Consider the following 13404-nt stretch of genomic DNA (forward strand, 5'->3'; position numbering starts at 1 on the left):
CGCAAACGGCACAAAATGTCACCCCAGGCGTACCGGCACCGGTACAGCGGCCCTTGATCAGTCCCGTAAAAATGACTCAAGTCATTGATTTGCCTGGCGTGGCCAACACTGGCCCAACCCTTGCTCTATGCTTTCCAACTCCCTAAAAAGCACAATACCAAGGAGACACACCATGCGTTATGCACATCCCGGTACCGAAGGCGCGAAGGTTTCCTTCAAGAGCCGCTACGGCAACTACATCGGTGGTGAGTTCGTTACTCCGGTAAAGGGGCAGTACTTCGAAAATACCTCCCCGGTGAATGGCAAGCTGATCGCTGAATTCCCCCGCTCTACTGCCGAAGACATCGAGAAGGCCCTGGATGCCGCCCATGCTGCGGCCGACGCCTGGGGCCGCACTTCAGTGCAGGATCGCTCCAACGTGCTGCTGAAGATCGCCGACCGTATCGAGCAGAACCTCGAATTGCTGGCCATTACCGAAACCTGGGACAACGGCAAGCCGATCCGCGAAACCCTCAACGCCGACATTCCGCTGGCGGTCGACCACTTCCGCTATTTCGCTGGCTGCATCCGCGCCCAGGAAGGCGGCGCTGCCGAAATCAATGAAGGCACCGTGGCCTACCATATCCACGAGCCACTGGGCGTGGTCGGGCAGATCATCCCCTGGAACTTCCCGATCCTGATGGCTGCCTGGAAGCTTGCCCCGGCACTGGCCGCTGGTAACTGCGTGGTGCTCAAGCCTGCCGAACAGACGCCGCTGGGCATCACCGTGCTGCTCGAAGTCATTGGCGACCTGTTGCCACCTGGCGTGCTCAACGTCGTGCAAGGCTATGGCCGCGAAGCCGGTGAAGCCCTGGCCACCAGCAAACGCATCGCCAAGATCGCCTTCACCGGCTCTACCCCGGTGGGCTCGCACATCATGAAATGCGCCGCCGAGAACATCATCCCGTCCACCGTCGAACTGGGTGGCAAGTCGCCGAACGTGTACTTCGAAGACATCATGCAGGCCGAGCCAAGCTTCATCGAGAAGGCGGCAGAAGGCATGGTGCTGGCGTTCTTCAACCAGGGCGAAGTGTGCACCTGCCCGTCGCGTGCCCTGGTGCAAGAATCGATCTATCCGCAGTTCATGGAAGTGGTGATGAAGAAGGTGCTGCAGATCAAGCGCGGCGACCCGCTGGACACCGACACCATGGTCGGCGCCCAGGCCTCGCAGCAGCAGTTCGAAAAGATCCTCTCGTACCTGCAGATCGCCCAGGACGAAGGCGCCGAGTTGCTCACCGGCGGCAAGGTCGAGAAGCTGGAAGGTTCGCTGGCTACCGGTTACTACATCCAGCCGACCCTGCTCAAGGGCAACAACAAGATGCGCGTGTTCCAGGAAGAAATCTTCGGCCCGGTGGTCAGCGTCACCACCTTCAAGGACGAAGCCGAAGCACTGGCGATTGCCAACGACACCGAGTTCGGCCTGGGCGCTGGCGTGTGGACCCGCGACATCAACCGTGCCTACCGCATGGGCCGCGGCATCAAGGCTGGCCGTGTGTGGACCAACTGCTACCACCTGTACCCGGCGCATGCCGCGTTCGGCGGTTACAAGAAGTCGGGGGTTGGGCGTGAGACGCACAAGATGATGCTGGATCACTATCAGCAGACCAAGAACCTGCTGGTGAGCTACGACATCAATCCGTTGGGCTTCTTCTAGACCGCGTCGCCTTCTTCGCGGGTAAACCCGCTCCTACAGGTCCTGCGCGAGTCTTGAATGTTGCGCAATCCCTGTAGAAGCGGGTTCACCCGCGGAGCGGCCAGGCCGGCATACCTTAAACCCAGGGCGGTAACCGTGCACCAACCGCTCTGGCTCGCTTCCTGCAGCACCCATCACCATCGGCCCGGAACCCTTCCGGCCACCAAGAAAAAAAACAGGTGAATCTATGCCAAGCGAACATTCCGCCGGATCGCCGGCAGGCTCTTCCGTCGACTTCGAGAAAGTCGGCTCTGACTATTTCCAGCAACGTGAACTGAAAAAAGGCGCCGCCGGTTGGGTACTGCTGGTCGGCCTGGGCGTGGCGTACGTCATTTCCGGCGATTACGCCGGCTGGAACTTCGGCCTGGCGCAGGGCGGCTGGGGCGGCATGTTCCTGGCCACCTTGCTGATGGCAACCATGTACCTGTGCATGTGCTTCTCGCTGGCCGAGCTGTCGTCGATGATCCCCACCGCTGGCGGTGGCTATGGCTTTGCCCGCAGTGCCTTCGGCCCCTGGGGCGGCTTTTTGACCGGCACGGCGATCCTGATCGAATACGCCATCGCCCCTGCCGCCATCGCGGTGTTCATCGGCGCCTACTGCCAATCGCTGTTCGGTATCGGCGGCTGGATGATCTACCTGGCGTTCTACATCGTGTTCATCAGCATCCACATTTTCGGCGTGGGTGAGGCACTGAAGCTGATGTTCATCATCACCGCCATCGCCGCCATTGCCCTGGCCGTATTCCTGATAGGCATGGTGCCCCATTTTGATGCAGCCAACCTGTTCGACATCGCCAAAACGGACGCCGTCGGCGCCAGCAGCTTCCTGCCGTTTGGCTATGTCGGCGTGTGGGCAGCCATCCCCTACGCCATCTGGTTCTTCCTTGCCGTCGAGGGCGTGCCGCTGGCCGCAGAAGAAACCAAGAACCCCAAGCGTGACCTGCCACGCGGCCTGATCGGCGCCATGCTGGTACTGCTGGCCTTCGCCTTGCTGATCCTGGTGGTCGGCCCAGGCGGCGCAGGCTCCGAGGCGCTGAAGGCCTCCGGTAACCCGCTGGTCGAAGCCCTGTCGAAGGCCTACGGCGGCTCCACCTGGATGGGCGGGTTCGTCAACCTGGTCGGTCTGGCCGGGCTGATCGCCAGCTTCTTCTCGATCATCTATGCCTATTCCCGGCAGATCTTCGCCCTGTCCCGCGCCGGTTACCTGCCGCGCAAACTGTCGGAAACCAACAAGAGCAAGGCCCCGGTACTGGCCTTGGTCATCCCTGGCATCATCGGGTTTGCCCTGTCGCTGACGGGCCAGGGTGACTTGCTGATCCTGGTGGCAGTGTTTGGCGCTACCCTGTCTTACGTGCTGATGATGGCTGCGCACATCACCCTGCGCATCCGCCGGCCAAAGATGGAACGCCCCTACCGCACCCCGGGTGGCATCTTCACATCCGGCCTGGCGCTGGTGCTGGCGTGCATCGCCGTGGTCGCCGGATTCCTGGTTGACCCGCGGGTAGTCATTGGCGCTGCAGTGATCTATGCGGTATTAATTGCCTACTTTGCTTTCTACAGCCGCCACCACCTGGTTGCGGGCACACCGGAAGAGGAATTCGCCGCGATCCAGAAGGCCGAAGAGGCCCTGCACTGATCGCCGCCACCCGCCGCGGGGCAACCCGCGGCTCTGGAGATTCTGTATGGCAAGTTTCGTACACACGGTCGGCCACTTGGTCTACCGCTTCGACAGCCTCAAGGACGTGATGGCCAAGGCCAGCCCGGCACGCTCCGGGGACTGCCTGGCAGGTGTCGCGGCCAGCAACGACGGTGAGCGCGTCGCCGCGCAGATGGCGTTGGCCAATATTCCGCTGACGCACTTTCTCAATGAAGCACTGATCCCTTACGAAGCAGATGAAGTGACCCGCCTGATCATCGACACCCACGATGCCCAGGCCTTCGCCCCGGTCAGCCACCTGACCGTGGGTGGCCTGCGCGACTGGCTGCTGAGCGAGGAAGCCAACGAAGACAGCCTGCGCGCCCTGGCGCCCGGGTTGACCCCGGAAATGGCCGCTGCCGTTTCGAAGATCATGCGCGTGCAGGACCTGGTGCTGGTGGCGCAGAAAATCCGCGTGGTCACCCGGTTCCGCGGCACCATGGGCCTGCGCGGGCGCCTGTCGACCCGGCTGCAACCCAACCACCCGACGGACGAACCGGCCGGTATTGCCGCCAGCATTCTCGACGGCTTGCTGTACGGCAACGGCGACGCCATGATCGGCATCAACCCGGCCACCGACAGCATCGCTTCGATCTGCGCCCTGCTGGAAATGCTCGACGCCATCATCCAGCGCTACGACATCCCCACCCAGTCCTGCGTGCTGACCCACGTCACCACCTCGATCGAAGCGATCAACCGCGGCGTGCCACTGGACCTGGTGTTCCAGTCCATCGCCGGAACCGAGGCGGCCAACGCCGGCTTCGGCATCAACCTGAACGTGTTGCAGGAAGGCTACGAAGCAGGGCTGTCGCTGAAACGTGGCACCCTCGGGCAGAACCTGATGTATTTCGAAACCGGCCAGGGCAGCGCGCTCTCGGCCAACGCCCACCACGGCGTCGACCAGCAGACCTGCGAAACCCGCGCCTATGCCGTGGCTCGCCACTTCAAGCCGTTCCTGGTCAACACCGTGGTCGGTTTCATTGGCCCGGAATACCTCTACAACGGCAAGCAGATCATCCGCGCTGGCCTCGAAGACCATTTCTGCGGCAAGCTGCTAGGCGTGCCGATGGGTTGCGATATCTGCTACACCAACCATGCCGAAGCCGATCAGGACGACATGGACACCTTGCTGACGCTGCTGGGTGTGGCCGGCATCAACTTCATCATGGGCATCCCCGGCTCCGACGACATCATGCTCAACTACCAGACCACCTCGTTCCACGACGCGTTGTACGCGCGCCAGACCCTGGGCCTGAAGCCCGGCCCGGAATTCGAGGCATGGCTGGCCCGCACCGGCATCTTCACCCAGGCCGATGGCCGGGTGCGCTTCGGTGACAACCTGCCGCCGGCTTTCCGCCAGGCCTTGGCACAGCTTGCATAGGGACGACCATGGACCATCGCACGCCTACCCCCGACAACCCTTGGCTGGCCCTGCGCAACCTGACCCCGGCGCGCATCGCCCTGGGCCGCACCGGCACCAGCCTGCCGACCGGGGCGCAGCTGGACTTCCAGTTCGCCCATGCCCAGGCACGAGATGCCGTGCACCTGGCTTTCGACCACGCCGGCCTGGCCAGCCAGCTGAGTGACCGCGGGCGCGAAAGCCTGGTGTTGCACAGCGCTGCCAGCGACCGCCACCAGTACCTGCAGCGCCCGGACCTTGGACGGCGGCTGAACGAAGACTCGATTACGACGCTTCGCCAGCACGCCCAGGCCAACCCCGGCGGCGTCGATCTGGCCATCGTGGTGGCTGACGGCCTCTCGGCACTGGCCGTGCATCGCCACACGCTACCGTTCCTGACCCGCTTCGACGAACAGGCTGCCGCCGACGGCTGGACCAGCGCCCCGGTGGTACTGGTGCAGCAGGGCCGCGTGGCAGTGGCCGACGAGGTCGGCGAGCTGCTGGGCGCCCGGATGACGGTGATGCTGATCGGCGAGCGCCCGGGGCTGAGCTCGCCCGACAGCCTTGGCCTGTATTTCACTTACGCACCCAAGGTTGGCCTGACCGATGCCTACCGCAACTGCATTTCCAATATCCGCCTGGAGGGGCTGAGCTATGGCATGGCGGCGCACCGCCTGTTGTACCTGATGCGCGAAGCCTGCCGGCGCCAGCTTTCCGGGGTGAATCTGAAGGACGAAGCCGAGGTCCATAGCCTGGAGAATGAAGACAGCGCCAGCCAGAAAGGTAACTTCCTGCTCGGCAAAGAGTAAAAAACCTGTCACGGAAGGCGGATTGCACTTGTGCCGTGCATTGGGCAGCATGCCCTTGAACGCTGCTGGCATTCCGCTGTTTCCCAAATGGACTCTGAGGGCCGCACATGCGCATCATCAAAGCAACCCTGGAACACCTCGACCTGCTCACCCCATTGTTCGTCAAATACCGTGAGTTCTACGGGCAACTGCCCTACCCCGACAGCTCGCGCAGCTTTTTGGAAAAGCGCCTGAAGCGGGACGAATCGGTGATTTACCTGGCACTTCCGGATGATGACGACGGCAAACTGCTGGGCTTTTGCCAGCTGTACCCAAGCTACTCGTCGCTGTCGTTGAAGCGGGTATGGATTCTCAACGATATCTATGTAGCCGAGGACTCCCGGCGCATGCTGGTCGCCGACCACCTGATTCGCGAAGCGAAGAAAATGGCCAAAGAGACCAATGCCGTGCGCATGCGCGTGTCAACCAGCGCGAACAATGAAGTGGCGCACAAGACTTACGAATCCATCGGGTTTCGTGAGGATACCGAGTTCAAGAGCTACATCCTGCCAATCAGCCAGGATTGACTGGCACCGCCCGCTTCCACAAGCAAGGTAGTGATCCTTGTGGGAGCGGGCGTGCCCGCGAAGCGGTTGGCAAAGGAATACCCCTCTACCGTAACCCCCCGCTACAAACTCTCCGGGCATGTTCCTGACTTAGCCGTATAATGGCTCACCTGTCATGTGTGAAAATTTACCCTCCCCCCGGTAACCAAGCCTACGCCCAAGAACACAGGTGCTGTACATGGATTTCAACCCGCTGGACCTTATCCTGCATCTCGATGCCTACCTCGATCTGCTGGTCACCAATTACGGTCCCTGGATCTACGCCATCCTGTTCACCGTGATCTTCTGCGAAACCGGCCTGGTAGTGATGCCATTCCTGCCAGGCGACTCGCTGCTGTTCATCGCCGGCGCCGTGGCGGCGGGTGGCGGCATGGACCCGGTGCTGCTGGCCGGCCTGCTGATGGCCGCTGCAATCCTGGGCGACAGCACCAATTACGTGATAGGCCGAACAGCCGGCGAGCGTTTGTTCAACAACCCTAACTCCAAGATCTTCCGCCGCGACTACCTGCAGCGTACCCACGATTTCTATGAACGCCATGGCGGCAAGACCGTGACCATGGCGCGCTTCCTGCCCATCTTGCGCACCTTCGCACCGTTCGTCGCGGGCATCGCTCACATGCACTATCCACGCTTCCTCGGCTTCAGCGTTGCCGGTTCGCTGCTTTGGGTCGGCGGCCTGGTCACCTTGGGCTACTTCTTCGGCAACGTGCCGTTCATCAAGCAGCACCTGTCGCTGATGGTGGTGGGCATCATCATCCTGTCGCTGGTGCCGATGATTCTCGGCTTGCTGCGTGGGCGCCTGGGCCGTACGGCCAAGGCTCACTGAACAGGTAAAGAACAAACGGCATGTGGTCATTCAGCGCCTGGCGGCGCAAGCGTACTCTGGCGCGTTACCCGATCACGCCACAGCAATGGCAGGCCGTACGCGAGCGGCTGCCGATGCTGGACGGCATCAGCGACGCTGAAGACCGCTGGCTGCGCGAAGCCTGCATCCTGTTCCTGCTCGACAAGCACCTCACCTGCCTGCCCGGTGTCGAACTGGACGACGAGCAGCGCCTGTTGCTGGCTGCCCAGGCACAGTTACCCCTGCTTCACCTGGGTGAGCTGAACTGGTACCAAGGCTTCCACGAAATCATCCTGTACCCCGACGACTTCAAGAGCCCCCAGCGCCACCGCGATGCCAGTGGCGTGGAACATGTGTGGGACGGCGAACACAGCGGCGAAGCCTGGCAACAGGGGCCGATCATCCTGGCCTGGAACGGCGTGCAGGCCAGTGGTGGCTGGGAGGCTTACAACCTGGTCATCCATGAGCTGGCGCACAAGCTCGACATGCTCAATGGCGATGCCAACGGCCTGCCACCGCTGCACAGCAGCATGCCAGTTGATGAGTGGGCAACAGCCATGCAGCAGGCCTACGACGACCTCAACCAGCAACTGGACGCCAACCCCGACGCCGAAACCGCCATCGACCCCTACGCTGCGGAAAACCCGGCAGAGTTCTTTGCCGTTACCAGCGAGTACTTCTTTAGTGCCCCCGACCTGCTTCATCAGGCTTATCCACAGGTCTACCGCCAGTTGTCGCTGTTCTACCGGCAAGACCCGCTGGCGCGCCTGTGCCAGCTGCAGGCGGAACACCCCGAGTACCGCGAAAGCCACGCCTGACGGGCCCGCACATCAGGCCAAGCGTGGCATGCCCCGGCAGAATGTGCCTATAATCGCCGCCACTTTTTGGTCAAACACGGGGGCACTGCCCAATGAGCTACAGCAAGATTCCGGCGGGCAAAGACCTGCCGAACGACATCTACGTCGCCATCGAGATCCCGGCCAACCACGCGCCGATCAAATACGAAATCGACAAGGACAGCGACACGCTGTTCGTCGACCGTTTCATGGCTACCCCAATGTTCTACCCAGCCAACTATGGCTTCATCCCGAACACCCTGGCTGACGACGGTGACCCGCTGGACGTGCTGGTGGTTACCCCTTACCCAGTGGCCCCAGGCTCGGTTATCCGCGCCCGTCCGGTTGGCGTGCTGAACATGACCGACGACGGTGGCGGCGACGCCAAGGTCATCGCTGTTCCTCACGACAAGCTGTCGCAGCTGTACGTTGACGTCAAGGAATACACCGACCTGCCAGCCCTGCTGATCCAGCAGATCGAGCACTTCTTTGCCAACTACAAAGATCTCGAGAAGGGCAAGTGGGTCAAGATCGAAGGCTGGGAAGGCGCCGACGCCGCCCGTGCCGCGATCACCAAATCGGTCGCTGCCTACAAGGGCTGATTCCGATTGCAGGAGAAACCCCGCTTAGGCGGGGTTTTTTTATGCAGGAATGGGCAATACGCACATTACTGGTAATAAATCCTACGCCGTCCTACACCAGAGCCTTACAAACAACCACTTTTCATACAAACCCCGTCAACATCCGGTTCATATCCTGTCTGGCAATTCGCCGCTACACTCGCCGCCATGAACACTTCCGGCGACCGCCTCAGGGCCCTGCTCCAAGAATGTGGCCTGACCCCTTCCGATTTCGCCGCCCAGCGCAGCGTCACAGCACAGCACGTCAACAACTGGTTCAAACGCGGTGTACCTTTGGCCCGGCTGGATGAACTGGCCGATCTGTTCTGTGTGCACCGACGCTGGCTGCGCACCGGTGAAGGCCCCAAACACCCCAATCCACTCCTGCGCAACGGCCTTCCACGGCCAGTGCCCGCCAACCCGCTTACCCCGCTGTCGGGCCATCGTGGCCGGTTATTGAAGGTGCCCTACTACGAAGTGAGCAACGGCTTGCTGTCGCCAGTGAGCAGCAAGCACCTGCGCTTGCCGGCAAAAGCCCTGAAGGGTTTGGGTGTGCAAGCCGGCAACGCAATCTGCCTGGCAATGCCGGCCAGCAACATGCTCCCGCTGATTCCCCTGGAAGCTACCCTGGCCATTGATCTGGGCATGACCCGGGTGGTCGAGGGCGAAACCTATGCCCTGCTGCAAAACGGCATGCTCAGGGTAAACAACCTCAGTCTTGGCCCGCACGGCACCCTGTACCTGCACAGCCATGACCGGCGCAACTACACGGTCGAACGCTACACCGCTGCCCAGCGTCAGGCGCAGGGCCTGGAAATTCTTGGCTGGGTGTTCCACTGGTCACATTTCCGCCAGCAGCGGCCCAGTTGAAGCGCCCTGGGCAATTTTTTGCTGGGCATCCGCCGCCCGCCCTTGTATGCTACGCCGCACATTAAGCCCCGACCGGCGCGAGCCGCGTTCCAGAGGGCTCGGCGATATCCCACACGGGCATCTGCCATCTCTTTCAGGCCCTTGATGGCCACACAGTTAAGGCGATTGCGGCTTACCATAAATTAGTCGGAAGCGTCCCCGAGAAGCCGGCCACAAGCCGGCTTTTTAATTCCTAACCCTCTGAAGTAAAAGAGAATTTGTGCTAGGCCAAGGTCAGCCCATGCTCTGTCTAAGCACATCCCCCGCATCTATCTGTGCCAAGTCGGCATGAGAGTGAAGGCAAGTTATTTCTCACTTGGCCTGAAAATCTCGGGATAGCATCGTCGAAGCCAATGACGGCTCAATAGCTTGATCACCTCAGAACTGTCGAGCAGCGTGATACACGACGGAATCGCGTCAGCATTTCATCGTAGTTTGTGAGTGATTGCGTATTGAGGCGCAAGCGAAGTGCTGTTCCTTGGTACGAGGTTACTCGGTCTTCTTTACCCGTTGCGCCAAGGGGAAGCCCTGCCCATTACTCGCAATGAAGAAATTGCCCCCTGCTCTTGGCCCTTTCAGTTTGCAGCAAGTAACGCAACCAACGGGAAGCTGACAGAAAAGTAATGTCGGGCTCAGTTATCTGACAGCATCAGGTAGCTAGATTGTCCTTGAGCATAGCGCCATCAGGCCTGTCCGCTTGATTAGGAAGGCAAGCAAACCGGCACACGAGTTGCTGAGACGCGCTTCCAAAAATGTAATTACCCCAGCATCAAAACGATGGCAGCGTCGAGCTTCTTTCCCCCGTAAAGCTTGTGCTCTTTTGAACGTCGTCGAGGCTGATGGGAGCGCTATTGAAACCGTAGGTTGCTACATCCAGCAGCCTGGACACCAGCAATCCATATGAGTGGACGCAACGGCATGCAAAGCAAAACCACCAGACGCTCCTTCGTCAAAGGCCTGGCTGCTACCGGAATACTCGGCGGGTTGGGTATGTGGCGCATGCCAGTGTGGGCGTTGACCAGTCCTGGCCAGCCGAATGTGCTGACGGGCACCGACTTTGATCTCTACATCGGTGAACTGCCGGTGAATATCACAGGTGCAAAACGGACAGCCATGGCAATCAACGGTTCTGTACCTGGCCCAACGCTTCGGTGGCGTGAAGGCGATATCGTTACGCTTCGTGTGCGCAACCGCTTGAAACAGGACACCTCGATCCACTGGCACGGCATCATCCTGCCGGCGAACATGGACGGTGTCCCAGGCCTGAGCTTCCATGGCATCGCACCAGATGGCATGTATGAGTACAAGTTCAAACTCCATCAAAACGGCACCTACTGGTACCACAGCCACTCTGGCTTCCAGGAGCAAGTCGGGGTGTATGGCGCACTGGTCATCGACGCGAAAGAACCCGAGCCTTTCGCCTATGACCGGGATTACGTGGTTATGCTAAGCGACTGGACGGATGAGGACCCTGCCCACGTTCTATCCAAGCTTAAGAAGCAGTCTGACTACTACAACTTCCACAAGCGGACCGTGGGTGACTTCGTCAACGACGTAAGCGAAATGGGCTGGTCTGCTGCGATGGCCGATCGCAAGATGTGGGCCGAGATGAAGATGAGCCCCACTGATCTCGCGGATGTGAGCGGGTATACCTACACCTACCTCATGAACGGCCAGGCTCCGGATGGAAATTGGACGGGTGTTTTCAAGCCTGGCGAGAAAATCCGGCTTCGGTTCATCAACGGCTCCGCCATGACGTATTTCGATGTACGCATTCCTGGCCTGAAAATGACAGTGGTTGCAGCGGATGGGCAGTATGTCCATCCGGTCTCGGTCGACGAGTTCCGTATCGCAGTAGCCGAAACCTACGATGTCATTGTTGAGCCAGAAGACGAACAGGCATACACCATCTTCGCTCAATCCATGGACCGTACGGGCTTTTCCAGGGGCACCCTGGCCATCCGTGAAGGCTTGCAAGCTGCTGTTCCAACCGTTGACCCACGCCCCCTCATTTCCATGAATGATATGGGCATGGACCACAGCAGCATGGCCGGCATGGATCACAGCAAGATGGCTGGCATGGACCACGGCAGCATGGCCGGCATGGATCACAGCAAGATGGCTGGCACGGACCACGGCAGCATGGCCGGCATGAGTAAGGAAATGCAGAGTCATCCAGACTCAGAGCTCAACAACCCATTGGTCGACATGCAGACGATGACCCCGACGGCAAAATTGGATGACCCGGGCATCGGGCTACGTAACAACGGCCGCCGCGTCCTGACCTATGCAGACCTGCGGAGCACCTTCATCGACCCAGATGGACGAGAGCCTAGCCGGAATATCGAGCTGCACCTGACGGGTCACATGGAGAAATTCGCCTGGTCCTTCGACGGCATCAAGTTTTCCGATGCTGCCCCCCTGCGCCTCAAGTACGGAGAGCGCCTTCGTATCACCTTGATTAACGACACCATGATGACTCACCCCATCCACCTTCATGGGATGTGGAGCGACCTGGAGGATGAGAACGGCAACTTCATGGTTCGAAAACACACCATCGACATGCCACCAGGCTCAAAACGAAGCTATCGCGTAACTGCGGATGCTTTGGGGCGTTGGGCCTATCACTGTCACCTCATGTTCCATATGGAAACGGGCATGTTCCGAGAAGTCCGTGTGGACGAATGAACGGGAGATCCGAGATGAGCAAACCAATGAAACGAAGCACGTTTTTCCTCTCCGCTGCGATGGCTGGCCTGTTTGCTATTTATGCCCCGTTGTCGTGGTCCAGCGATGACCATGAGCAGCACGCCCAGAAAACTGCCGATGCTGCGAAAGGCAAAGGTTCCCAGGGCATGGATCATGGATCCATGATGGGTATGGATCATGACTCGATGAAGGGCATGGATCATGAATCCATGATGGGTATGGACCATGACTCGATGAAGGGCATGGACCACAAAAAAATGATGGAATCACATGGCAGCGACAAAGCTAAGGCAGGGAAAGATGGCCAATAGCCTGGCGCGACCATCGCTGCTGGCCTTGACCCTTTCAGCCGGCATGCTAGGCGCTGTGCCCAGCTTTGCCGCTGACGAAATGGACCATTCGGCAATGGGGCACGGGTCCATGAAAATGGGCAGGGCCCCGTCGCATGACTCGATGCCAGGCATGGACCATGGGGCGATGGATCACTCTACGATGAACCATGGCTCTGGCGAGCCTGCGACCAGCAGCCGTACCCCGATTCCCGAACTAACGGACGCGGACCGCCAAGCGGCCTTCCCCCCACTGGGCGGGCATCAGATGCACGACAGCGCGATCAACAGCTTCTTCTTGCTGGATCAACTGGAGTATCAGGACGCAGACGACGGCAGTGCGCTGTCGTGGGACGCTTCTGGCTGGATAGGCGGCGATATCAACCGGCTCTGGCTCCGCTCCGAAGGTGAACGCACTAACGGCGTCACTGAAGATGCCGAGTTGCAAGTCCTCTATGGCCGTTCTATAAGCCCCTGGTGGGATGTGGTTGCCGGGGTGCGCCAGGACTTCAAACCCGAATCCCCCCAGACCTGGGCGGCGTTCGGTATTCAGGGTATGGCACTTTACGACTTCGAAGCCGAAGCCACTGCATTCATCGGTGAAAACGGTCAGACCGCCGCTCGTCTGGAAGGCGACTACGACATTCTCCTGACTAATCGCCTCGTCCTGCAGCCAACAGTTGAAGCCAATTTCTATGGCAAGAACGATCCCGCGCGCGACGTAGGTTCCGGCCTCGCGAATACCGAAGTCGGACTGCGGCTACGGTATGAAATCGTCCGTCAGTTCGCACCCTACATAGGCGTCACCTGGAGCCGCTCCTACGGCAAGACCGCAGACTTCATCCGCGATGAGGGTGGGGATGTGGATGAAGCGCGTTTCGTTGCCGGTATCCGCATGTGGTTTTGAGAGCCTTAC

At 60.1% G+C, this 13404-nt stretch carries 12 protein-coding genes; all 12 read left to right on the forward strand.

Going from position 1 to position 13404, the window contains the following annotated elements; translation table 11 throughout:
- Positions 1-172: 172 nt before the first annotated feature.
- Positions 173-1693: an aldehyde dehydrogenase family protein gene (locus tag V6093_RS15050; protein WP_004577014.1), complete on the forward strand. Its 1521-nt coding sequence runs from the start codon at positions 173-175 to the stop codon at positions 1691-1693.
- Positions 1694-1919: 226 nt separating this feature from the next.
- Positions 1920-3368: an ethanolamine permease gene (gene eat, locus V6093_RS15055; RefSeq protein ID WP_003255355.1), complete on the forward strand. Its 1449-nt coding sequence runs from the start codon at positions 1920-1922 to the stop codon at positions 3366-3368.
- Positions 3369-3414: 46 nt separating this feature from the next.
- Complete coding sequence (locus V6093_RS15060) at positions 3415-4809, forward strand: ethanolamine ammonia-lyase subunit EutB (protein WP_003255356.1); 1395 nt, start codon at positions 3415-3417, stop codon at positions 4807-4809.
- A gap of 8 nt (positions 4810-4817) precedes the next feature.
- Positions 4818-5636 (forward strand): ethanolamine ammonia-lyase subunit EutC, encoded by an 819-nt coding sequence (gene eutC, locus V6093_RS15065; RefSeq protein ID WP_003255358.1) that lies wholly within the window; start codon positions 4818-4820, stop codon positions 5634-5636.
- A gap of 107 nt (positions 5637-5743) precedes the next feature.
- Entirely contained in the window at positions 5744-6202 is a 459-nt protein-coding gene (locus V6093_RS15070; protein ID WP_003255360.1) for a GNAT family N-acetyltransferase, read from the forward strand.
- 217 nt (positions 6203-6419) lie between these two features.
- On the forward strand, positions 6420-7067 hold the full coding sequence (locus V6093_RS15075; protein WP_003255361.1) for a DedA family protein: 648 nt from the start codon (positions 6420-6422) through the stop codon (positions 7065-7067).
- Positions 7068-7087: 20 nt separating this feature from the next.
- Entirely contained in the window at positions 7088-7903 is an 816-nt protein-coding gene (locus tag V6093_RS15080; RefSeq protein WP_014861393.1) for a zinc-dependent peptidase, read from the forward strand.
- Between the two features lie 92 nt (positions 7904-7995).
- Complete coding sequence (ppa, locus tag V6093_RS15085; RefSeq protein WP_003255365.1) at positions 7996-8523, forward strand: inorganic diphosphatase; 528 nt, start codon at positions 7996-7998, stop codon at positions 8521-8523.
- A 186-nt stretch (positions 8524-8709) separates the two neighbouring features.
- Positions 8710-9411: an XRE family transcriptional regulator gene (locus V6093_RS15090; protein ID WP_014755193.1), complete on the forward strand. Its 702-nt coding sequence runs from the start codon at positions 8710-8712 to the stop codon at positions 9409-9411.
- Positions 9412-10368: 957 nt separating this feature from the next.
- Complete coding sequence (locus V6093_RS15095) at positions 10369-12138, forward strand: copper resistance system multicopper oxidase (RefSeq protein ID WP_103517992.1); 1770 nt, start codon at positions 10369-10371, stop codon at positions 12136-12138.
- Entirely contained in the window at positions 12135-12470 is a 336-nt protein-coding gene (locus tag V6093_RS15100) for a hypothetical protein (protein ID WP_003255368.1), read from the forward strand. The genes V6093_RS15095 and V6093_RS15100 overlap by 4 nt, the downstream gene beginning before the upstream one ends.
- Positions 12460-13395, forward strand: coding sequence for a copper resistance protein B (locus V6093_RS15105; protein ID WP_003255369.1), 936 nt, complete (start codon positions 12460-12462; stop codon positions 13393-13395). The genes V6093_RS15100 and V6093_RS15105 overlap by 11 nt, the downstream gene beginning before the upstream one ends.
- Positions 13396-13404: the final 9 nt, after the last annotated feature.

This window comes from Pseudomonas putida group bacterium ESBL64 (assembly GCF_045277175.1).
GTDB classification, from domain to species: Bacteria; Pseudomonadota; Gammaproteobacteria; order Pseudomonadales; family Pseudomonadaceae; genus Aquipseudomonas; species Aquipseudomonas alloputida.